Origin of the sequence: Roseovarius autotrophicus, from assembly GCF_018069895.1 — a bacterium.
Lineage (GTDB): Bacteria > Pseudomonadota > Alphaproteobacteria > Rhodobacterales > Rhodobacteraceae > Roseovarius > Roseovarius autotrophicus.
This window is the reverse complement of record NZ_JAGQDH010000013.1, coordinates 14,019-35,308: the sequence shown is the minus strand read 5'-3', so window position 1 is coordinate 35,308 and position 21,290 is coordinate 14,019. Positions and strand designations below refer to the sequence as shown.

Below are 21,290 nucleotides of genomic sequence, written 5' to 3'. Positions count from 1 at the left end.
AAGCAAAGGCGGTTCGGTCCGCCCAATTGAATCATGACGGGAAGAATGCGCATGACAATCGGCAAGGGTCCGGGAAGGATCGCGGGAGCGGCCTTTTTTGTGCTGGTGCTGGCGGGCTGTGACGGCGGCATAAGTGTCGAGCGCGGCAATATCGACTACGAACAGTTCACCGCGCAACAGATCTTCGAACGCGGCGAATATGACCTTGCGCGGCGCAAACCCAAGCTGGCCGCCCAGAGCTTCGCCGAGGTCGAGCGTCTGTATCCCTATTCAGAATTCGCCAAGCGTGCGGTCATCATGCAGGCTTTCGCCCATCATCAGGACAAGGAATACGAGGAAAGCCGCGCCGCGGCGCAACGCTATATCGATTTCTACCCCGCCGATGAAGATGCCGCCTATGCGCAATACCTGCTCGCGCTCAGCTATTACGACCAGATCGACGAGGTTGGACGAGATCAGGGCCTGACCTTCCGCGCCTTGCAGGCGCTGCGCGAAGTGATCGAACGCTATCCCGAAAGCCAGTATGCCAATTCCGCGATGCTGAAATTCGATCTGGCCTTCGATCATCTGGCCTCGAAAGAGATGGAGATCGGCCGCTTCTACCTCAAGCGCGACAATTTCGCCGCCGCCGTCAACCGCTTCCGCGTTGTGGTCGAGGATTTCCAGACCACGTCACACACCCCGGAGGCGCTGCACCGGCTGGTGGAATCCTACCTCTCTCTGGGGCTGGTGAACGAGGCGCGCACGGCCGGGGCGATTCTTGGCTACAACTTTCGCGGCACGGACTGGTATGAGGACAGCTACAAGCTTCTGACCGGGCAGGGCCATACGCTCGAAGCGGCGGGCGACAACTGGCTGCGCGAGGTCTATCGCCAGACCGTTCTGGGCCAGTGGCTCTGAGACCGGACGCACAGCCCCCCAGCCCCCTGGATTGACCGGATGCTGCGCACGCTCGATATCCGTGACATGCTCATCATTGACCGGCTGGAACTTGGGTTCCGGCCAGGCCTGAACGTGCTCACCGGCGAGACCGGCGCGGGCAAGTCGATCCTGCTCGATTGCCTGGGCTTCGTGCTGGGCTGGCGCGGGCGTGCCGACCTGGTGCGCGCGGGGGCCGAACGCGGAGAGGTTGTGGCAGAGTTCGAGATTGGCGCGGATCACCCGGCCCGCGCTGTTCTGACCGAGGCGGGGCTGGAAGCCGGAACAGAGATGATCCTGCGTCGCGTGAACGGCGCGGACGGGCGCAAGACCGCCTGGGTAAATGACCGCCGGGTCTCGGGCGAGGTGTTGCGGCAGTTGTCTGCCACGCTGGTGGAACTGCACGGCCAGCACGATGACCGGGGCCTGCTCGATCCGCGCGGGCATCGCGACATGCTCGATACGTTCGGCGGTCTGGATGCGATGCGCGCGGCGGTGCGCGAGGCGTGGCGCGCACAGGCGGCGGCGCAAAAGGTGCTCGATGCCGCCGAGGCGGCGCTGGCGGATATCCGCGCCGAGGAGGACTTCCTGCGCCACGCGGTCGGCGAACTCGACACGCTCGCCCCCCTGCCCGGAGAGGAGGCAGAACTCGACACGCGCCGCCGCCTGATGCAGGGGGCCGAGCGCCTCCGAGAAGAGATCGCCCGCGCCGTGCAGGCGCTCGGGGCAGACGGGGCCGAGGGGGCGGCGGGCGATGCGCTGCGCTGGCTCGAAGGGGCGGCAGAAAAGGCAGAGGGGCAGCTTGACAGCGCGCTGGCCGCGCTGTCGCGCGCGCTGGTAGAACTGGACGAGGCCAGCCGAGAGACCGCGCGCGCGCTTGAGGCACTGGACTTCGACCCGCTCGACCTTGAACGCTCCGAGGAGCGGCTCTTTGCCATCCGGGGGCTGGCGCGCAAGCATGGCGTGCCGCCCGACGATCTGGCGGAATTTGCCGAGAGCTTGCGCGCGCGGCTCGCCGCGCTCGACGCGGGCGCGGGCGATCTGGCGGTGCTGCGCGACGCGCGTGACGCGGCGGCACGGCGCTATGACAAGGCGGCCACCGCGCTGACGGCCGCGCGCCGCGAGGCCGCCTCGCGGCTTGACGCGGCGGTGATGGCAGAACTTGCGCCGCTCAAGATGGAACGCGCGGTCTTCACCACCGGGATCACCGAGGCCGATCCGGGGCCTCAGGGCCGCGACATGGTGAGCTTCACCGTCGCCACCAACCCCGGCGCGCCCTCGGGACCGCTGAGCCGCATCGCCTCTGGCGGCGAATTGAGCCGCTTCCTGCTGGCGCTCAAGCTCTGCCTTGCTGGTCCCGACACCGGCCTGACCATGATCTTCGACGAGATCGACCGCGGCGTGGGCGGGGCGACGGCGGATGCGGTCGGGCGCAGGCTCGCACGGCTGGCCTCGGGCGGTCAGGTTCTGGTCGTCACCCACGCGCCACAGGTCGCCGCGCGCGGGGTGCATCACTGGCGGGTGGAAAAGCGGGTGGAGGAGGATGTCACCTTCTCCACCGTGCGCCCCCTCAGCGGCCCCGAGCGCGTGGACGAGATCGCGCGCATGCTTTCCGGCGAGCGAATCACACCCGAGGCCCGCGCAGCAGCCGAGGCACTCCTGGCGGGCTGACGCCCTTAGCGCGCCAACCGCGTGTCGGGATGCAGCGCCTTGCCAAGGATGTGGTCGGTCTTGTGCAGCACATGCTGCGCCGTCGAAACGATCAGCGGATCGGGCGCATGGGCAATCCTGCGGTCCTTGCCGGGGTAATCGAGCGAATTCAGGAAATGCAGCATGCAATTCAGCCGCGCGCGTTTCTTGTCGTCGGACTTGACCACGGTCCAGGGCGCATCCGCCGTGTCCGTGTAGAAGAACATCGCCTCTTTCGCCTCGGTGTAATCCTCCCATTTGTCGAGGCTGGCCTTGTCGATCGGGCTCAGCTTCCACTGCTTGAGAGGGTCGGTCTCGCGGCTCGCGAAGCGGGCGCGCTGTTCGCCCTGCGTGACCGAGAACCAGTATTTGTAGAGCCTGATACCCGAGCGCACGAGCATCCGCTCAAGCTCGGGGGTTTCGCGCATGAATTCGAGATAGTCATGCGGCTCGCAAAAGCCCATCACGCGCTCGACGCCGGCGCGGTTATACCACGAACGGTCATAAAGCACGATCTCTCCTGCCGTTGGCAGGTGCTCGATATAGCGCTGGAAATACCATTGGCCGCGCTCGATATCCGAGGGTTTGTTGAGCGCCACGACACGGGCCGCGCGCGGGTTCAGATGCTCGGTGAAGCGCTTGATCGTGCCGCCCTTGCCCGCCGCATCGCGCCCCTCGAAGAGCAGCACGAATTTCTGTCCCGCATCCTGCGCCCAAAGCTGAACCTTGAGCAACTCGGCCTGAAGCCGGGCCTTCTGCGCCTCATAGCTGCGGCGGCTGAGGCGAGTCTCGTAAGGATAATCGCCCGCCTCGAAAGCCTGCCGGAGCGACAGCGCCTCGGCCGGGGGCGCGATGGCGGGGGCGGGCGCCCCGGACGCTGCAAGAGCCCCCGGCGTCGTCGGTGGGGTTTCGATATTGGCGGCAGTCTCGGTCATGCGCTCTCTCCCTGCGGGTCTGGATCGTTCCGCGCACAACCTACTCCTTTGGGAACGTTTCTGCCTTGATGCGTATCAACAAACTGTCACACACTGTCACAAATGATCACGCAAATCGGCCTGCCCGGTCAGTGAGTCCAGACCTGACGGCGCGAGGTGGCGAAATTCTCGCCATAGCCGCCCGCGCGGATATTGGGCTTGCGGCCGTGCGCTTCCTGCACCACGGCGTCGATGCCATTGTCGCGCGCATATTCAAGCGCGGCTTCTTTCGTGGAAAAGCGCAGCCGCACCTGCGCCTGCGTGTCGCTCGACGAGGTCCAGCCCATCAGCGGATCGACCTCGCGCGCTGTGGCCGGCACGAATTCCAGAACCCAGTGTTTCGTCTTGGCGGTGCCGGATTGCATGGCATTACGGGCGGGTTTGTAGATGCGCGCGGACATGGGCACTCTCTCCTCGGACTGATGATGCGTTATCCCAAAATTGCGGCGGCGCGGCAAGGGACGAATGGCCGCGTCACGCCGCCTCGCCATCGGTGAATTGCAGCCGCGCAAGACGTGCATAAAGCCCGTTCTCGGCGACAAGGCTGTCATGGGTGCCCTGCGCCACGATCCGGCCCTGATCCATCACCACGATCCGGTCGGCCTTTTTCACCGTGGCCAGCCGGTGCGCCACGATGATTGTGGTGCGGGTGCGCGCCATCGCCTCGACCGCGCGCTGCACCGCGCGCTCGCTCTCCGCGTCAAGCGCCGATGTCGCCTCATCCAGCAAGAGCACAGCCGCGTCACGAAGGATCGCGCGGGCAATGGCGATGCGCTGTTTCTGGCCACCCGAGAGCATCACGCCGCGCTCGCCCACGAAGGTATCATAGCCCTGCGGCAGGGCGGCGATGAAGTCATGCGCATTGGCGGCGCGAGCGGCGGCCTCGATCTCCGCCTCCGTGGCGTCGAGACGGCCAAAGCGGATGTTCTCGCGCGCCGAGGTGGCGAAGATCACCGGATCCTGCGGCACCAGCGCGATCTCGCGGCGAAACTCGTGGCGCGCCATGTCGGAAAGCGCCACGCCGTCGAGCGTGATCCGCCCCGCATCGGGATCGTAAAAGCGCTGGATCAGCTGGATGACGCTGGTCTTGCCCGCGCCCGAGGGGCCGACCAGCGCCACCGTCTCGCCTGGCCGGATCGTCAGGGTGAAGTCGTCGAGCGCCGGAATCTCGGGCCGCGCCGGATAGGCAAAGCGCACCGCGTCAAAGCCGATCTCGCCGCGCGCGGGGCGCGGCACGGGCAAGGGCGTCACCGGGTCCCTGACCGGGTCGTCGGCCTGCAACAACTCCACCAGCCGCTCGGTCGCGCCCGCCGCGCGCTGCAACTCGCCCCAGATTTCCGACAGCGCCGCCACGGCGCCCGCCACCATCACCGCATAGATGACGAACTGCACGAGGCTGCCCGCGCTCATCTCGCCCGCCCGCACATCACGCGCGCCGATCCAGAGCACGCCGACAATGCCGGTAAACACAAGGAAAATGACGATCACCGTCATCAGCGCGCGGGTATTGACCCGGCGGCGCGCGGCGTCATGGCTTTTCTCGGTCACATCGGCGAATTGCGCGCGGCTTGCACCCTCATGGGTGAACGCCTGCACCGTCTGCACCGACAAGAGCGCCTCGGAGGCGTTGCCCGAGCTTTGCGCGATCCAGTCCTGATTCTCGCGGCTCAGCACCCGCATCCGCCGCCCCAGCGTCAGAATCGGCACGACCACCAGCGGCACGATCAACAACACCAGCCCCGTAAGTTTGGCCGAGGTCAGAAGCATCAGGACCATGCCGCCCGCGAACAAGAGCAGGTTGCGCAGCGCGATGGAGATGGACGAACCGATGACCGACAGGATCAGCGTGGTGTCGGTGGTGATCCGGCTCAGCACCTCGCCGGTCATGAGGCGCTCGAAAAACGTCGGGCTCATGCCGATCACGCGGTCGAATACGGCCTTGCGAATGTCTGCCACCACGCGCTCGCCCAGGCGGCTGACCAGCAGATAACGCGCGCCGGTGCCCAGCGCCAGAAGGGCCGCAATCAACAGGGCCGCACCGAAATACTGATCGAGCAGCGCACCATCCTCGGCGCTGAAATTGTCCACCACCCGGCGCACCGCCAGCGGCAACATCAGCGCCACGGCGGCGGTCAGCACCAGTGCCGCCGTCGCAGCCGCCAGAAGCAGGCGATAAGGGCGCAGAAACGGCCACAGCTCGGCCAGCGCGCCGACGCGCCTCGATTTCTCACGATCCAGCAGATCGGCCCCGTTCTCGGCCCTGCGCACCATTCTGTCTCTCCCGTCCCGTTCGTCCCGAGTTCTTGGCGAGTGCGGCGCTTGGGGTCAAGTGCTCCGATTGGTCGCAGGCGCTCAGGGCAGGGGCGCGACGCCGATCACCAGCGGATGAAGCGCGATCAGCAGGGCGAAGCCCGCAAGACCAAGCGCGAGGCGCGCCGCCGTGGCGGGCCATGCGGCGGGGTGCGGCGGCCAGAGTGGCGCGGCGCGGCGCAGCGCCTCAAGCCGCGCCCAGTCCGCGCCCATCAGGCGCTTGCGGCGGCGGTCCACGATCCGGTGGCCCAGCAAGGCGAACCCGGCGAAAAGCCCGAACAGCACCACATGCGCCAGATCGCCGTTGGGCGGCAGATGCGCCAGCGCCCAGAGCGCCAGCGCCAAAAGCAGGGGATGGCGCGTATAACGGATGAGACCGGGGCGTTCAGGATCATAGCCCGCCCCCTCGCGCCCACCGAAGGAGAAGGGATTGGGCCGCCCCACCGCCAGCGCGACCAGCAGACAAACGCCAAGCATCACGGCAAGAGTCACATGCCCCTGCCAGCCGACCCGCTCCCAGAGCGGCACATAAGGCGCGCGCCCCGCCGCCACGATGAGCCAGTAAAGCACCCCAAGCGACAGCGCCGAATACGCCACCCCGAAGCCCCGCCGCCCCAGCCGCGCCACCAGCGCGGTCTTGACCGACGGGCGCAACGGCAGTGAATGGCTGAGGAAAAACACCGCAAATGCAAGGATATATTCGGACCAGCCCACGCCCCTACCCCTTCGCGACCTGTGATCTGGTCAGGGAATAGCGCGCGCAGAACTGACCACGCAAGGCCGATTTCCCCTTGCGCGAATCCCGCGCGGCGCGTATCGCGGGGCTGCTTCGGTCCGGGGCCTTCGGGCGCCGGTGAAAAGGGAATTCGGTGCGATCCGCGATCTGGATCAATTCCGCAACTGCCCCCGCAACTGTAGGCGGCGAGCGAGACCGGCACATGCCACTGCGCCAGCAGGCGTGGGAAGGCCCGGTCAAGCGATGACCCGCAAGTCAGGAGACCTGCCGAAGTGATCACCCTGTCCGGGCGCGGGGCGCGCCGTGGATAACGGTCTTTTCCGTAGTGGTGGCGCTTTCACCGTCTGCGGAGAGGAGATGTCCTTTCCAATGACCGACACGCAAGGAAACCGTGCCGCGATCCGGCATTGGGGGACAGACAGATGAAACATATCGCAACCTGCGCGCTTTGCGCTCTCGCGACGGCCCCCGCCGTCGCCCAAGAGGCGTTCGACCTCGACACCATCACGGTCATCGCCAACCAGACCGCAACCGCGCTCGAGCGCAGCGGCTCCACGGTTGAAATCATCACCGAGGCCGAGGTGCAGGCCGCGCCGCGCGCGCGACTTGGCGATTTCCTGACCTTCCAGCCGGGGATTTCCGCCTCGGCCAACGGCCCGCTCGGCACCACTTCGACGGTGCGCATCCGTGGCCTTGGCGGGGCTTATGTGCCGGTCTTCATCGACGGCATCGACGTCACCGACCCGGCCTCGAGCGGCGGCGGCTTCGACTTCGGCGGGCTGACCAATGCGGGGCTTGGCCGGATCGAGGTGCTCAAGGGCTCGCAATCGGCGCGCTTCGGCCAGAATGCCGTGGCCGGTGTCATCAATATCGAAAGCCTGCGCCCGACCGAGGACGGCGTGCACGGCTTTGCCGAAGTGGAGGCGGGCAGCTTCGATTTCCGGCGCGGCGTGCTTGGCCTGACCGCGCGCACCGCGCGCACCGATCTGGCCTTCAGCTACAGCCGCACCGAGAGCGACGGCTTCTCCGCCTCCGCCTTCGGCACCGAAAAGGACGGGTTCGAATCGAGCCAGGCCAATCTCTACTTCCGCCACCAGATCACCGACACCTTCGCCGCCGGCCTCTCGGCGCTCTATATCGACAGCCGCGCCGAGTTCGACGAGTTCGGCGGCGACGGCGCCCCCCCCTTCGACGAGGTCAACAAGACCGAAGCCATGGGCCTGCGCGGCTTTGTCGAGCTTGTGACCGGGCCGGTCAGCCATGAGATTGCGTTGAGCTGGTTCGAGAGCGACCGCGTGAGCAACTCCAACGGTGTGGCCAGCCCCTTCAAGGGCGAACGGCGGCGCGTGGACTATCGCGGCAGCTACGATACGGGCGGGATCTGGTCGCTCAACTTCGGGGCCGACTACACCGAGGAGGAAGACCTGACCCAGACCATCGACATCGTGGGCGTGCAGGCGGAACTGCTCCTTGCGCCCACGGATACGCTCGATCTGGCGTTTTCGGTCCGCAATGACGATCATTCGGAATTTTCTTCGGAACTGTCGTCGCGCGCGGCGCTTTCGTGGCGGGCGCGGCCCGATCTCATCGTGCGCGCCTCGGTCTCGGACGGGTTCCGCGCGCCGACGCTCACGCAACTCAACCCGTTCTTCGGCGATCCGGATTTCCAGCCCGAAACCAGCCTCAGCTACGATCTGGGCGTGGAAAAGCAGTTTGACGGCGGATTCCTGCGCGCCACGCTGTTCTACACGGAAATCGACGACCAGATCTTCTTTGACGGCAATTCGACCCGCTGCCCGAGCGGTTTCGGCTGTTTCGAGACCGGCGATTTCGATGCCAGGGGCCTGGAGCTGTCTGGACAGGTGGCGATCAACGCGTTTCTCACACTCGACGCCGCCTATACCTATACCGATGCCGACCAGAACAACGCCCGCGCCGCGCGTGTGCCGCGCCATGATTTCGCGCTCGGGCTTGGCGCGCAGATCACGCCCCGGATCGACGCGCAATTCACCCTGCAGCATGTCGCGGATATCGAGCCGTCGGCCTTCGCGCCCGCGATCAACAAGGTGGACGATTACACGCTCTTTCACGTCAACGCCAATTACGCGCTGACCGACCGGGTCACAGCCTTCCTGCGGGTCGAGAACCTCTTTGACGAGGATTACGAGACCGCAGGCGGGTTCAACACCTCTGGCCGCGCGGGCTTTGTGGGGCTGCGTGCGTCTTTCTAGGCTCATATCGCTCGGGGCGGCCCTCGCACTCGCGGGGGCCGCTGCCATGGCCGATACGGCCCCTTCCCGTGTTGTGTCGATCAACCTGTGCACCGATCAACTGGCGATGATGCTGGCCGCCCCTGGTCAGCTTGTGTCGGTCTCGCGGCTGGCCGCCGATCCGCACAGTTCCGCCATGGCACAAGAGGCGCGCGCCTTTCCCGCCAATCATGGCCGGGCCGAAGAAATCTATCTGCTCAAGCCCGATCTGGTGCTGGCGGGGCGCTATTCCGCGCGCGCAACCGTGAACATGCTGCGCCGGGTGGGGCTGCGGGTGGAATTGTTCGACACCGCCACATCGCTGACCGACACGCGCGACCGCATCGCGCAGATGGCCCGCGTGCTGGGGCGCGACGCCGAAGGTGCGGCGCTCATCGCCGATTTCGACATGCGTCTCGCCACGCTCGATGCACCCGAGAGCGGACGGCGCGCCGCGCTCTATCATCCCAACGGCTACAGCCTCGGCGGCGGCACGCTGGCCGATGACATCCTGCGCGCGGGCGGTTTCGGCAATGTGGCGCGCGATCTGGGGCAAACGGGCGGCGGCACGCTGGCGCTGGAACAACTGGTGATGGCAGCGCCGGACCTGCTCATCCGCGCAGAGGCCCTGCCCGGTGCCTCGCGCTCGGAGGATGTGATGGCGCATCCCTCGCTCGAGCGGCTCGCCGCCAGCACCGCCGGTTTGCGCATCACCTCGCCCGACTGGATTTGCGGCACGCCGCATGTGCTGGGTGCAGTCGCCACCGTGGCCCGCGCGCGGGAGGGGCTGAAATGAAACCGCTCGCTCTTGGCCTTGGCGTGCTCGTGGCCGCGCTCTTCCTCGCATCGCTGGTCATCGGCCCTGCGGGCATCAATGCTGTCGAGGGGCTGCGCGCGCTTGTCACCGGCGGCGATGGTCCGGTCCCGCTGGTCATGCGCGAAATCCGCCTGCCCCGCGCCCTTCTTGGCCTGATGATCGGGGCAAGCCTCGGCCTTTCTGGCGCGGCGATGCAGGGCTATCTGCGCAACCCTCTGGCCGAGCCGGGGCTTATCGGCGTGTCGGGAAGCGCGGCGCTTGGCGCGGTGCTGGCGATCCATACCGGTCTTGCCGCCACGCTCAGCCTCGCGCTGCCGCTTGCCGCACTCGCGGGCGCGGGCACGGGCGTTCTGCTGATCCTCATGCTCGCCGGGCCGCGCGGCGGGGCGATCACGCTGATCCTTGCGGGCATCGCCATATCGGCGCTGGCGGGGGCGCTTACCTCGCTGGTGCTCAACCTCTCGCCCAACCCCTATGCCGCCTCGGAAATCGTGTTCTGGATGATGGGTTCGCTCGCCGACCGCTCGATGACCCATGTCTGGCTGGCGCTGCCGCTCATGCTTGGGGGCGGCGCGGCGCTTTTGAGCCTCGGGCGCGGGCTTGACGCGCTCACGCTGGGCGAGGACGCGGCCGAGGCGATGGGGCTGCGCCTTGCGCGCCTGCGCCTCAGCCTTGTTCTGGGCACGGCGGCGATGGTCGGCGCGGCGGTGGCGGTGGCGGGGGCGATCGGCTTTGTCGGTCTTGTCGTGCCGCATCTGCTGCGGCCCCTTGTCGGCGCGCGGCCCTCGCGCCTGCTCTGGGCCTCCGCGCTTGGCGGCGCGGCGATGTTGCTGGCGGCGGATCTGGCCGTGCGCCTGATCCTGCCCGAGCGCGACCTGAAACTGGGCGTGCTTACGGCCATTGTCGGCGCGCCGCTGTTTTTGCACCTGATCTACAAGACGCGGGGGGCGCAGGCATGACGCTGCTTTGCCTCCGCGATCTCTCGGTGCGCCTGCGTGGCCGCCCGATCCTGTCAAACGTCACGCTCGACGTGGCGGAGGGCGAATTTGTCGGCCTCATCGGCCCCAATGGCGCAGGCAAGACCACGCTCATGCGCGCGGCGCTTGGCTTGCTACCGCATGAGGGAAGAAGCAGCCTTGCCGCGCTGCCCCCCGAGGCACGCGGGCGCAAGGCGGCCTGGATGCCGCAGGCGCGCGACATCGCCTGGCCGGTCAGCGTCGAGACGCTTGTGGCACTGGGCCGCACACCACATCTGGCGGGCTGGCAAGGGCTACGCGGGACCGACCGCGCGCATGTTGACCGCGCACTTGCCACGATGGGGCTGGAGGGCCTGCGCCGCCGCACCGCCACGCGCCTTTCCGGGGGCGAGCAGGCGATGGCGCTCATCGCCCGCGCGCTGGCGCAGGACACGCCCCTCTTGATGGCCGACGAGCCGATTGCCGGTCTCGACCCGGCCAATCAGATCGCCACCATGGCGGTCTTCGCACGGCTGGCGGGCGAGGGGCGCGCGGTGCTTGCCTCGCTGCACGATCTGGGACTGGCGGCGCGCCATTGCACGCGACTCATTCTGCTGGGTGAGGACGGCGTGGCCGCCGACGGCCCGCCAGAGGCGGTCCTGACACCCGACAATCTCGCCCGTATCTTCCACGTCACCGCCCATTACGCCACCACGCCGCAAGGCCCGGTGTTCCAGCCGCTGGAGGTGATCCGTTGAGCGCGCTTCGTCACGATCATCCCTGGCTTACCCTCGATCTCGGGGCCGAAATGCCGGTGCTCAGTTGGGCCGTGAACCGCCCCGGTCTTGTGCGCGCGCGCCGCATCCTGTGGCGCGAGGTGCGCAATGCCGATCTGCCCGAGGGTCTCGATGTCGAGGCATGGCTGACACGGGAACTGGCCGCGCGGGGCACATCCGATGCGGTCTGTTTCCTCACCTCCTGCAACATCGCGCAGGTCTGCGAGGCGCACACCGAAGTGGCGGGCATCCGCGCCCGCGCCGTGGCCACGGTGGGCCTGTCGAACGCCGAGTCGGTGGGCACCCGCCTGCCACCCGCAAGCCATGGCTGGGGCACGATCAACATCGCCGTGCAGCTTTCCGAGGGCCTGACCGAGGGCGCGCGCATCGAGGCGCTCAGCATCGCCACACAGGCGCGCACCGCCGCGCTGATGCAATCCGGTCTGTGCCTGTCCACCGGCCCCGTCACCGGCACCGGCACCGATTGCGTCGCGCTCGCCGCGCCCGAAGGGGCCACTCGCTATGCCGGGCTGCACACCGCCTTGGGCGAGGCCCTGGGCCGCGCCGTGCGTGACGCGGTGACGCGCGGCATCGCGCTCTGGCAATCCAGCGACGCGGCACGGGAGGCCCGCCATGGATGAAACCACGCTTTTCGCCTTTCTTGACCGGGGCGGCCCCGCGCTCTGGGTGATCGCCGTGCTCTCGGTGCTGACGCTGGCGCTGATCCTGTGGAAGCTCTGGCGGCTCATGCTCACCGGCGCGTGGTCGGGGGCCGTGACCGGACGCGCGGTCGCGCTCTGGCAGCATGGGCAGGGCACAGAGGCGATGGCGCTCCTGCGCCCGCGCCGTAGCTTGCGCGCGCGCCTCGCGCTCGCGGCGATGGAGGCGCGCATTGCCGCACATTGGTCCGAGGCGCAGGCCCGCGAGGAGACGACGCGCGTGGCCAAGCTGCTTCTGGGCGAGGCCCGCATCGGGCTGCGCGCGCTCGAACTGATCGCCACCATCGCGCCGCTCATCGGGCTTCTGGGCACGGTTCTGGGCATGATCGCAGCGTTTCAGGCGCTTCAGACCAGCGGCAACAGCGCCGATCCGTCGGTGCTTGCCGGCGGCATCTGGGAGGCGCTTTTGACCACCGCCGCAGGCATGGCGGTAGCGATCCCCGCCTCGGCGGCGCTGACATGGTTCGAGAGCGTGGCCGACCGTGTGCAGGCCGACATGGAGGACGCCGCCACCCGCATCTTCACGGCGAGAGGGGCGGAATGATCAGCTTTGGCCCTTCCCGCGCGACGCGCCGCCCGAGCCTCACGCCGATGATCGACGTGGTGTTCCTGCTTCTGGTGTTCTTCATGCTGGCCGCGCGCTTCGGCCATGACCTGAGCCTGCCCATGGCCACGGGCGGGGGGGCCGTCGCCTATGACGGCCCGCCACGCCTTGTGGCGATCACCGAAGGCGGCGTCGCACTCAACGGGCGCGCGCTGCCGCTCGATGCGCTGGCGGGCGCGCTCACCCCCCTGATGGAGACGCCCGAGGATATCGTCGTGCTGCGCCCCGCCGAAGGTGTGTCGCTGCAACAGCTCATCGAGGTGAGCGACGCCCTGCGCGCCGCTGGCGTCATGCGCCTCGTGGTGGTGGACTAGGTCGATGGAGTTTGCCACGCCCCGCCGCCGCCGCCCGCTGGAACCGATCGTGCCGATGATCAACGTGGTGTTCCTGCTGCTGATCTTCTTTCTGATGAGCGCGCAGATCACGCCCTCCGCCCCCTTTGACGTGATCCTGCCCGAAAGCGGCGCGGGTGACCGCGCGGCCCCCGCCGACACGCTTTACATGGACGCCGAGGGGCGGCTTGCCTTCAACGCGGCGCGGGGCGACGCGGTGCTGGGTGCGCTTGCGGCGCGCGCCACGCCGGACGCAGCCCTGCACATCCGCGCCGATACGCGGCTTGAGGCGCGCGTGCTGGCGCGGCTTCTGCCGGAACTGGCCGCGCGCGGGGTGACGCGGGTCGAGATCGTGACGGGGGCGAAATGATCCGGGGACTGGAATTCGCGGGTTTCGTGGCGCTGGCAGCAGCGGTTCATGCGGGTATCTGGTCTGCCGCGCCCGAGGGCGGCGGCGCGGGTGGCGAGGGCGGGGCCGAGACGGTGACGCTCGCCGCCGCAGCCCCGCAAATGGCCGCGCTCGTAGCGGCATGGGAGCGCCCGTTCGAAGTGCAGCACCACGCGCCAACCCCGCAAACCCTAACCGAGGCCGAGACGCATCCCGTGGCGCTGCCCGCCGCCCTCCGCCCCGCCGATACCCCCACCCGCGCGCCCGCGCCCGAACAGCCACCGGCAAGCGACACCCCCGCCCTGCCCCGCGTCGAAACCGGCCCCCTGCCGCTGCCCGCGCCCGCCCTCTCGGACCGCGCGCCCACACACCTGCCGCCCTGGACCGCCGAGGCATCCCCCGCGCGCCCCGCGACCCCGGAGCGCGCATCACCAAACGCACCGCGCCCCGAAGCGCCCGAACCGCCGCGAACCGCCACCCTGCCCGAAATCGACCGCCGCACCGCAGAGGCCCCCGCCCCCCCGCATCCCGGCGCGCGCCCGACAGAGAAAGCCGCCCAAAAACCGTCCAGACCCGCCCCCCCGCGCGCCGCACAGACCGCGCGCGGCACCGGAGGGCAAGAAGCGGGCGGAGCCGCGCAGAGCCACGCCCCGGCGCGGCTCGACAGCGCAACCCGCACCAGCCTCATGGGACAATGGGGCGGCGCGATCCGGTCGCGGATCGAGCGGCAGAAACGCTATCCGTCAGGCACGCGCGCCCAAGGCACCGTGCATCTCGTGCTCGACGTGGGCGGCGACGGGCGGCTTCTGGCGGTCGCGGTCAGCCGCTCCTCGGGCGATCCCCGGCTCGATGCGGCGGCGCTCGCGGCGGTGCGCCGCGCACGCCTGCCCGCCAAGCCCGACCGCCTGCCGGGAACACAGCACCGCTTTACCCTGCCCGTGGCCTTTGCCCGCTGAACACGAGGGCGTGACGTTACGGGGCGCCATTCCCCCTACATCCCGTGGATGAATCGCGCTAAGCCTATCCCCACCGAGGAGAGAGCCATGGCCATGAAGCAGAAACCCGTCAATCTCGCGCTGCAAGGCGGTGGCGCACATGGGGCGTTCACCTGGGGCGTGCTCGATTACCTTCTCGAAGACGGGCGGTTGAAGATCGCCGGGGTCTCGGGCACGTCAGCCGGCGCAATGAACGCGGTGGCGCTCGCCGATGGCATGACCCGCGCCGGCCCCGACGGCGCGCGCGCCGCCCTCGACGCGTTCTGGCGTTCGATGAGCGAGAGCGTCCGCCATACGCCCCTGCAACGGACACCCGTGGACCGGATCACCGGCAACTGGGGGCTTGAGAACAACCCGTTCTACCACTTCATGAATGCGCTCACCGGGGTGGCCTCGCCCTATCAGCTCAACCCGCTCAACATCAATCCGCTGCGCGACCTGGTGGCCGAGAGCATCGACTTCGATATGGTGCGGCGCTGCACCGCCTTCGAGCTGTTCGTCTCGGCCACCAATGTCGAAACCGGCCGTGTCAAGGTGTTCCCACGCGAGGAACTGACGGTGGACATGGTCATGGCCTCAGCCTGCCTGCCACATCTCTATCACGCGGTGGAGATCGATGGCGTGCCCTATTGGGATGGCGGCTACATGGGCAATCCGGCACTCTTCCCGTTCTATGGAAAGACCGGAACCGACGATATCGTGGTCATCCAGATCAACCCGATCGAGCGCAAGGGCGCACCACGCACCGCGCAGGATATCCAGAACCGAATGAACGAGATCAGCTTCAACGCGAGTCTTCTCAAGGAGTTGCGCGCGATCGATTTCGTCGATCGCCTGATCGAGCAGGGCAAGCTCTCGCCTGGGCACTATCGTCCCGTCAAGGTCCACCTGATCGAGAACGAGGCGACGATAAGGGCAATGGGGGCATCCTCGAAGATGAACGTGGAATGGGCCTTTCTCACCCGGTTGCGCGATATCGGCCGCGAGACCGCCGCCGGGTGGATCGACCGCTGTTTCGACCGGATCGGCGAGGAAAGCACCGTCGATCTGCGCGCCATGTTTCAGGGCATAGGGGCGGAGCATCAGGGCTAGGATGGTGCCCACGGCACCAGAGGCAGGGAACAAATCGTGCCCTCTATCGCGCTCATGATTGCGCGGGGGGCCTCTGTGTGACACTGTTTCGACGATGAACGGGGTGGCGCGATGCGATTTCTGATCAGTCTGGCAGTCTGTTTCTTGTTGACGATTGATCGTGCGCCGCCGGCATCCGCACAGGATTACACCTCTCTTTTCAGAAGTTTCGACGCTTCCTTGCTCACGCATGACGACAAGCGTTTTCTGCAGGCCGCGCTGGCCTTCGAGGGCCATTACCAGGGGTTGTTGGATGGCGCCTGGGGGCCGATCAGCCAATCCGCACTCGAGCGGTATTCCCGCGCCGAATTCCGCGCCGAAACCGAGGACTGGCATCTGGCAATGCTGGCATTTTCCCTGTTCGAGCGCATGCTCGAGGATGGTTGGGCGATCGAATATTTCGATGCGTTGGGGCTGTCTCTACTTGTTCCGCAAGACAGCCTGGTGAATGATCCGCCTTCGGATCATTTCGTGAATCTCCGGCATTCGACAAGCAGTCTTGCAATCTCGGTGGGCATTCACACGAAAAGCACGGCACAGGCGCTGCACGACTACACCGAGAAGTTCAACACAGGCAGCGAAAACACCTACACCGTCCGCAAGACGAATTTTGCCGTTACCTCGGCCAAGGCCCGTGACGGATCCCTTCTCTACACCCGCTCGAACTTTATCGACAACGCATGGTCAACGGTCATGCTTTCGGCACAGCCACGCGATGCCAACCTTCTTGGCGCGGTCGCGTCGAGCATTCAGGTCGGGCAGGCCCGGAACATCATGTTCACGAAAAATGGCCTCCTCGAACAGGCGGTCACGGCACTTGCCGGTCTGATAGATGAGGGCCAACAGACCGCCGACGCGGTCAGCACACCAACTCCGGACCATGACCGTGATGACGGGGCCGGTTCTGCGGGATCAGGCTTCTGGGTGTCGGAAGAGGGCTTTCTGCTGACAAACGCCCATGTGGTTCGCGGTTGCAGGAACATTCTCGTCAACGGTGAAAAGGCGACGCTTTTCGAGAAGTCGGACGATTTCGACCTGGCCTTGTTGCAAACTCACGGAACACCGCCTTCGATCGTCGCCCGTTTCGCGATCTCGTCCGCCAGATTGAATTCCGATGTGACGGCGATCGGCTATCCGTATGCCGGGCTTCTTGGCGGCGTGAACGTGACACGCGGTTCTGTCTCGTCGCTTCGGGGGGTCAACAATGACGCCACCACGATGCAGATCACGGCCCCCATTCAATCCGGCAATTCCGGAGGCCCCCTCCTTGGACCCGACGGAAGCGTGGTCGGTGTCGTGGTCGCAAAACTGGATGCCGTCAAGGTTGCGAGCACGCTCGGAGATCTCCCGCAGAACGTCAACTTTGCCATTCGCGGTGAGATCGCGAAACTGTTCCTCAGCCAGAACGGAATAGAGCCCTTGCTCAACTTGACCAACGAAACGGTCGATCCGGTTGATCTGGCCATGGTAGCATCCCGGTTCACCGTATTCGTCGAGTGCCAGTAAGCGCGATTTTCGACCAGTGACAGCTTACCTGCGGCTGTGGTGCCCGCGGCGAGACTCGAACTCGCACGACCGTCCGGTCTGGAGATTTTAAGTCTCCTGTGTCTACCATTCCACCACGCGGGCATGGGGGCGGAGAATAGCCGCTGCCGCCCCGGTGTAAAGCCGGCTCAGATCACATCGCCAAGCGCATTTTCCTTCACCGCCTGCATCGCCACATAGGTCGAGGTGTTGGACACATGCGGCAGGGTCGAGATCTGTTCGGCCAGCACGCGGCGGTAATCGGCCATGTTCTGCGTGCGCACCTTGAGCAGGTAGTCGAAATTCCCGGCAATCAGATGCGCCTGCTCGATCTCGGGGATCTTCGCCACCGCCGCGTTGAAGGCCGCAAGCGCCGCCTCGCGCGTGTCGTGCAGCCGCACCTCGACAAAGCTCACATGATCGAGCCCCAGCCGGATCGGATCGAACAGCGCGCGATAGCCGGTAATGACCCCGTCCCGCTCCAGCCGCCGCAGCCGCGCCTGCGTGGGCGATTTCGACAAGCCAATCTCGCGCGCCAGATCGGTCACACTGATCCGCCCGTCTCCCGCCAGAACCCGTAGAATCGCCCGGTCGAAGCGATCGAGGTCGGAAAAATCATTTTGGCTCACTTTTTCCCCCTGATTGAACAGATCGCCTGTTAATTGCATATCAAACAGGAAATGTCACCACGCAACCAGTGCTATCATGTGCCAGATACATTGGGGGTTTTCATGCCATACGACACCGATATCCGCCGCGCCATCGAGTTTGCCACCTATGCGGACGAGGCGGAAACGCTGGCGCGTCTGACCGCCGCTGCCGACCTCTCCGAGGGGGATCGGGCGCGGATCTGCGCGCGCGGCGCTGATCTGGTGCGCGCCATCCGCGGGCAATCAAGCCCCGGCCTGATGGAGGTGTTTCTGGCCGAATACGGCCTCTCGACCGATGAGGGCGTAGCGCTCATGTGTCTGGCAGAGGCGCTGTTGCGGGTGCCCGACGCCGACACGATCGACGCGTTGATCGAGGACAAGATCGCGCCCTCGGACTGGGGCAGGCATATGGGCCATTCCACCTCGCCGCTGGTCAATGCCTCTACCTGGGCCTTGATGCTCACGGGGCGCGTGCTCAAGGACGAGGCCCCCGGCCCGGTGGGCCATCTGCGCGCCGCGATCAAGCGGCTGGGCGAGCCGGTGATCCGCACCGCCGTGGGCCGCGCGATGAAGGAAATGGGCCGCCAGTTCGTGCTGGGCGAGACGATTCAGGGTGCCATGGACCGTGCAGCGGGGATGGAAAAGAAGGGCTATACCTATTCCTACGACATGCTGGGCGAGGCGGCGCGCACCGACGGCGACGCGACCCGCTATCACCTGAGCTATTCGCGGGCCATTACCGCGATTGCCAAGGCCTGCACCCATGCCGACATCCGCAGCAACCCCGGCATTTCCGTGAAACTCTCGGCGCTGCATCCGCGCTATGAGGTGGCGCAACGCGATGAGGTGATGCGCGTGCTGGTGCCGCGCCTGCGCTCACTCGCGCTCTTGGCGAAATCGGCCAAGATGGGCCTCAATATCGACGCGGAAGAGGCCGACCGGCTGTCGCTGTCGCTTGATGTGATCGAGACGGTGCTGGCGGAACCTGCGCTGGCGGGCTGGGACGGGTTTGGCGTGGTGGTGCAGGCCTATGGCCAACGCGCCAGCCATGTTATTGATTTCCTTTATGATCTGGCCACCCGGTTTGACCGCCGCATCATGGTGCGGCTGGTCAAGGGCGCCTATTGGGACACCGAGATCAAGCGCGCACAGGTGGCGGGGATCGACGGATTTCCGGTCTTTACCTCGAAACCCGCGACCGACATCAGCTATATCGCCAATGCGCGCAAACTGCTGTCGATGACGGACCGCATCTATCCGCAATTCGCCACCCACAACGCCCATACCGCCGCCGCGATCCTTGACATGGCCGCCGACAAGCGCGCCTTCGAATTCCAGCGCCTGCATGGCATGGGCGAGGCGCTGCATGACATCATCCTCAAGGCCGAGGGCACGCGCTGCCGCATCTATGCGCCGGTGGGCGCGCATCGCGACCTCTTGGCCTATCTGGTGCGGCGTCTGCTGGAAAACGGCGCCAATTCCAGTTTTGTCAACCAGATCGTCGATAAGGACGTAGCCCCGGAGCAGGTTGCCCGCGATCCGTTCGAGGCGGTGAACGATCCCGCGCCGCATCTGCCCAGGGGACCGGAGCTGTTCCAGCCGGAGCGCCCCAATTCGCGCGGCTTTGACCTGCGCCATCTGCCGACGCTTGACGCGATCGAGGCGGCGCGCGCGCCCTTTGCCGAGCACCGCTGGGAAGCCGCGCCGCTGCTTGCGGGCAAGGCGCAACCACTGGCGCCGGAGGCGGTCGAGAACCCCGCCGATCCCGCCGATTGCCCCGGCACCGTGGCCTGGGCGTCTAAATCCGATGTGGAAACCGCGCTTGCCGCCGCCGCACCGTGGAACGCCCCCGCCAAGGAGCGGGCCGCGATCCTCAACCGCGCCGCCGATCTCTATGAGGAAAATTACGGCGAGATTTTCGCAATCCTCACCCGCGAGGCCGGAAAATCCATCCCCGACGCGGTGGCGGAGTTGCGCGAGGCGGTGGATTTCCTGCGCTATTACGCCGCCCATGCGCCCGAGGCGGCCCCCGTGGGCACATTTACCTGCATATCGCCGTGGAACTTTCCGCTGGCCATCTTTAGCGGCCAGATCGCGGCGGCGCTGGCGGCTGGCAACGCGGTGCTGTCGAAACCGGCGGAACAGACCCCGCTGATCGCGCATCTGGCCGTTGCCCTCCTGCACCGCGCGGGCGTGCCCGCCACTGCGCTGCAACTGCTGCCCGGCGCGGGCGATGTGGGGGCGATGCTCACTTCTGACGCGCGCGTCGGCGGCGTGGCCTTTACCGGCTCGACCGAAACGGCGTTGAAAATCCGCGCGGCGATGGTCAAGAACCTCGCGCCCGGCGCGCCGCTCATCGCGGAAACCGGCGGTATGAACGCAATGATCGTGGACAGCACCGCGCTCCCGGAACAGGCGGTGCAAGCCATCGTGGAATCGGCGTTCCAATCCGCCGGGCAACGCTGTTCGGCGCTGCGCTGCCTCTATGTGCAGGAAGATATCGCGCCGCATCTCACCGAGATGCTCACCGGGGCGATGGACGCGCTCACCGTTGGCAATCCCTGGCATCTGAGCACCGATTGCGGCCCGGTGATCGACGAGGAGGCGCGCTCAGGCATTGCCGCGCATATCCAGCAGGCCCGCGCCGAGGGCCGCCTTGTGCATGAGTTGAAGACCCCCAATGCGGGCACCTATATTGCCCCCACGCTGATCAAGGTTGGCGGCATCGGCGAGATCGAGCGCGAGATTTTCGGCCCCGTGCTGCATCTCGCCACGTTCAAGGCGCGCGATCTCGACCGGGTGATCGGGGCGATCAACGCCACCGGCTACGGCCTGACCTTTGGCCTGATGACGCGGATCGACGACCGCGTGCAGCACGTGACCGAGGCGGTGCAGGCGGGCAACATCTATGTCAACCGCAACCAGATCGGGGCGATTGTCGGCAGCCAGCCGTTCGGCGGCGAGGGCATGTCGGGCACCGGACCCAAGGCGGGCGGGCCGCATTACCTCACCCGCTTTACCGCGCGCGCCGCGCCGGAACAGGGCGTGAAATGGACCGAAGCCATGTCGGCGCAAGCGGCGCAAAAGGCGCTCGATGCCGCCAATGCCGCCGGTCACGCGCCGCGCGCGGCGCTGGTGCTGCCGGGGCCGACGGGCGAGTCGAACCGTCTCACCACCCATGTCCGCCCCGCTCTGCTCTGTCTTGGGCCGGGGGAAGTGGCGGCCATGGCGCAGAAACGGGCGGTCGAGGCGCTTGGCGGCGTGGCTGTTGCCGTTACGGGCCGGGTGGACCCGGAGGCGCTTGTCACCATGGGCGGGCTCTCGGGCGCAATCTGGTGGGGCGACGAGACCGAGGCGCGCGCGTTGGCCGACGCGCTCGCGCGCCGCGCAGGCCCGATCCTGCCGCTGATCACCGGGTTGCCCGACACCGGCCACGCGCTGCACGAGCGGCATGTCTGCGTCGATACCACTGCAGCAGGCGGCAACGCGGCGCTTTTGGGCGGCATGGGCTGATCATGCTTT

The 21,290-nt window shown here is 66.9% G+C and carries 19 protein-coding genes, 1 tRNA gene and 1 riboswitch; of the genes, 14 read left to right on the top strand and 6 right to left on the bottom strand.

Going from position 1 to position 21,290, the window contains the following annotated elements; translation table 11 throughout:
• The first annotated feature begins 51 nt into the window (after positions 1-51).
• Positions 52-900, top strand: coding sequence for an outer membrane protein assembly factor BamD (locus KAK09_RS13140; protein WP_210879399.1), 849 nt, complete (start codon positions 52-54; stop codon positions 898-900).
• 39 nt (positions 901-939) lie between these two features.
• Positions 940-2,589 carry a DNA repair protein RecN gene (recN, locus tag KAK09_RS13135; RefSeq protein ID WP_210879398.1) on the top strand — a complete coding sequence of 550 codons (1,650 nt, stop codon included), beginning with the start codon at positions 940-942 and terminating at the stop codon, positions 2,587-2,589.
• Positions 2,590-2,594: 5 nt separating this feature from the next.
• Here the strand turns inward: recN and ppk2 are convergent, their stop codons facing one another.
• The 4 genes from ppk2 to KAK09_RS13115 all read right to left on the bottom strand — a co-directional run bounded on the left by ppk2 (position 2,595) and on the right by KAK09_RS13115 (position 6,605).
• On the bottom strand, positions 2,595-3,542 hold the full coding sequence (gene ppk2, locus KAK09_RS13130; RefSeq protein ID WP_210879397.1) for a polyphosphate kinase 2: 948 nt from the start codon (positions 3,540-3,542) through the stop codon (positions 2,595-2,597).
• Between the two features lie 128 nt (positions 3,543-3,670).
• Complete coding sequence (locus KAK09_RS13125; protein WP_210879396.1) at positions 3,671-3,982, bottom strand: ETC complex I subunit; 312 nt, start codon at positions 3,980-3,982, stop codon at positions 3,671-3,673.
• 73 nt (positions 3,983-4,055) lie between these two features.
• Complete coding sequence (locus KAK09_RS13120) at positions 4,056-5,852, bottom strand: ABC transporter transmembrane domain-containing protein (RefSeq protein WP_210879395.1); 1,797 nt, start codon at positions 5,850-5,852, stop codon at positions 4,056-4,058.
• Positions 5,853-5,933: 81 nt separating this feature from the next.
• Entirely contained in the window at positions 5,934-6,605 is a 672-nt protein-coding gene (locus KAK09_RS13115; RefSeq protein ID WP_210879394.1) for an NnrU family protein, read from the bottom strand.
• A gap of 99 nt (positions 6,606-6,704) precedes the next feature.
• Positions 6,705-6,913, top strand: a riboswitch (cobalamin riboswitch).
• A 136-nt stretch (positions 6,914-7,049) separates the two neighbouring features.
• Here KAK09_RS13115 and KAK09_RS13110 point away from each other — a divergent pair.
• From KAK09_RS13110 to KAK09_RS13060, 11 genes are all read left to right on the top strand, one after another.
• The gene (locus tag KAK09_RS13110) at positions 7,050-8,858 is read left to right on the top strand and encodes a TonB-dependent receptor plug domain-containing protein (RefSeq protein WP_210879393.1); all 1,809 of its coding nucleotides are present in this window, start codon (positions 7,050-7,052) and stop codon (positions 8,856-8,858) included.
• A gap of 46 nt (positions 8,859-8,904) precedes the next feature.
• Positions 8,905-9,672 carry an ABC transporter substrate-binding protein gene (locus tag KAK09_RS13105; protein WP_210879392.1) on the top strand — a complete coding sequence of 256 codons (768 nt, stop codon included), beginning with the start codon at positions 8,905-8,907 and terminating at the stop codon, positions 9,670-9,672.
• Complete coding sequence (locus KAK09_RS13100; protein ID WP_210879391.1) at positions 9,669-10,652, top strand: FecCD family ABC transporter permease; 984 nt, start codon at positions 9,669-9,671, stop codon at positions 10,650-10,652. Before KAK09_RS13105 ends, KAK09_RS13100 begins: the two co-directional genes overlap by 4 nt.
• Complete coding sequence (locus tag KAK09_RS13095; RefSeq protein WP_210879390.1) at positions 10,649-11,407, top strand: ABC transporter ATP-binding protein; 759 nt, start codon at positions 10,649-10,651, stop codon at positions 11,405-11,407. Before KAK09_RS13100 ends, KAK09_RS13095 begins: the two co-directional genes overlap by 4 nt.
• Positions 11,404-12,066: an adenosylcobinamide amidohydrolase gene (locus tag KAK09_RS13090; protein ID WP_336244456.1), complete on the top strand. Its 663-nt coding sequence runs from the start codon at positions 11,404-11,406 to the stop codon at positions 12,064-12,066. Before KAK09_RS13095 ends, KAK09_RS13090 begins: the two co-directional genes overlap by 4 nt.
• Positions 12,059-12,688: a MotA/TolQ/ExbB proton channel family protein gene (locus tag KAK09_RS13085; RefSeq protein WP_210879389.1), complete on the top strand. Its 630-nt coding sequence runs from the start codon at positions 12,059-12,061 to the stop codon at positions 12,686-12,688. Before KAK09_RS13090 ends, KAK09_RS13085 begins: the two co-directional genes overlap by 8 nt.
• Positions 12,685-13,062: an ExbD/TolR family protein gene (locus KAK09_RS13080; protein WP_210879388.1), complete on the top strand. Its 378-nt coding sequence runs from the start codon at positions 12,685-12,687 to the stop codon at positions 13,060-13,062. The genes KAK09_RS13085 and KAK09_RS13080 overlap by 4 nt, the downstream gene beginning before the upstream one ends.
• Before the next feature lie 4 nt (positions 13,063-13,066).
• A complete protein-coding gene (locus tag KAK09_RS13075; protein ID WP_210879387.1) occupies positions 13,067-13,450 on the top strand; it encodes an ExbD/TolR family protein in 384 nt (127 codons plus the stop codon).
• Entirely contained in the window at positions 13,447-14,424 is a 978-nt protein-coding gene (locus tag KAK09_RS13070) for a TonB family protein (RefSeq protein ID WP_210879386.1), read from the top strand. The genes KAK09_RS13075 and KAK09_RS13070 overlap by 4 nt, the downstream gene beginning before the upstream one ends.
• Positions 14,425-14,511: 87 nt before the next feature.
• Positions 14,512-15,555 (top strand): patatin-like phospholipase family protein, encoded by a 1,044-nt coding sequence (locus KAK09_RS13065; RefSeq protein WP_210879385.1) that lies wholly within the window; start codon positions 14,512-14,514, stop codon positions 15,553-15,555.
• A gap of 111 nt (positions 15,556-15,666) precedes the next feature.
• The gene (locus KAK09_RS13060) at positions 15,667-17,100 is read left to right on the top strand and encodes a S1C family serine protease (protein ID WP_210879384.1); all 1,434 of its coding nucleotides are present in this window, start codon (positions 15,667-15,669) and stop codon (positions 17,098-17,100) included.
• A gap of 37 nt (positions 17,101-17,137) precedes the next feature.
• On the opposite strand, the gene KAK09_RS13055 is transcribed toward KAK09_RS13060, so the two are convergent.
• Positions 17,138-17,223, bottom strand: a tRNA-Leu gene (locus tag KAK09_RS13055).
• A 44-nt stretch (positions 17,224-17,267) separates the two neighbouring features.
• A complete protein-coding gene (locus tag KAK09_RS13050; protein ID WP_336244455.1) occupies positions 17,268-17,747 on the bottom strand; it encodes an Lrp/AsnC family transcriptional regulator in 480 nt (159 codons plus the stop codon).
• A 102-nt stretch (positions 17,748-17,849) separates the two neighbouring features.
• On the opposite strand from KAK09_RS13050, the gene putA reads away from it, so the two are divergent.
• Complete coding sequence (gene putA / locus KAK09_RS13045) at positions 17,850-21,281, top strand: bifunctional proline dehydrogenase/L-glutamate gamma-semialdehyde dehydrogenase PutA (protein ID WP_210879382.1); 3,432 nt, start codon at positions 17,850-17,852, stop codon at positions 21,279-21,281.
• The last annotated feature ends 9 nt before the right edge of the window (positions 21,282-21,290 follow it).

Excerpts from the sequence above, each read along its gene's own strand:
- KAK09_RS13140 (WP_210879399.1), top strand. The coding sequence starts at position 52 with ATGACAATCGGCAAGGGTCCGGGAAGGATCGCGGGAGCGGCCTTTTTT.
- recN (WP_210879398.1), top strand. The coding sequence starts at position 940 with ATGCTGCGCACGCTCGATATCCGTGACATGCTCATCATTGACCGGCTG.
- KAK09_RS13095 (WP_210879390.1), top strand. The coding sequence starts at position 10,649 with ATGACGCTGCTTTGCCTCCGCGATCTCTCGGTGCGCCTGCGTGGCCGC.
- KAK09_RS13070 (WP_210879386.1), top strand. The coding sequence starts at position 13,447 with ATGATCCGGGGACTGGAATTCGCGGGTTTCGTGGCGCTGGCAGCAGCG.
- KAK09_RS13120 (WP_210879395.1), bottom strand. The coding sequence starts at position 5,852 with ATGGTGCGCAGGGCCGAGAACGGGGCCGATCTGCTGGATCGTGAGAAA.
- ppk2 (WP_210879397.1), bottom strand. The coding sequence starts at position 3,542 with ATGACCGAGACTGCCGCCAATATCGAAACCCCACCGACGACGCCGGGG.
- KAK09_RS13110 (WP_210879393.1), top strand. The coding sequence starts at position 7,050 with ATGAAACATATCGCAACCTGCGCGCTTTGCGCTCTCGCGACGGCCCCC.
- KAK09_RS13075 (WP_210879387.1), top strand. The coding sequence starts at position 13,067 with ATGGAGTTTGCCACGCCCCGCCGCCGCCGCCCGCTGGAACCGATCGTG.
- KAK09_RS13100 (WP_210879391.1), top strand. The coding sequence starts at position 9,669 with ATGAAACCGCTCGCTCTTGGCCTTGGCGTGCTCGTGGCCGCGCTCTTC.
- KAK09_RS13085 (WP_210879389.1), top strand. The coding sequence starts at position 12,059 with ATGGATGAAACCACGCTTTTCGCCTTTCTTGACCGGGGCGGCCCCGCG.
- KAK09_RS13060 (WP_210879384.1), top strand. The coding sequence starts at position 15,667 with ATGCGATTTCTGATCAGTCTGGCAGTCTGTTTCTTGTTGACGATTGAT.
- KAK09_RS13125 (WP_210879396.1), bottom strand. The coding sequence starts at position 3,982 with ATGTCCGCGCGCATCTACAAACCCGCCCGTAATGCCATGCAATCCGGC.
- KAK09_RS13105 (WP_210879392.1), top strand. The coding sequence starts at position 8,905 with ATGGCCGATACGGCCCCTTCCCGTGTTGTGTCGATCAACCTGTGCACC.
- KAK09_RS13080 (WP_210879388.1), top strand. The coding sequence starts at position 12,685 with ATGATCAGCTTTGGCCCTTCCCGCGCGACGCGCCGCCCGAGCCTCACG.
- KAK09_RS13065 (WP_210879385.1), top strand. The coding sequence starts at position 14,512 with ATGGCCATGAAGCAGAAACCCGTCAATCTCGCGCTGCAAGGCGGTGGC.
- putA (WP_210879382.1), top strand. The coding sequence starts at position 17,850 with ATGCCATACGACACCGATATCCGCCGCGCCATCGAGTTTGCCACCTAT.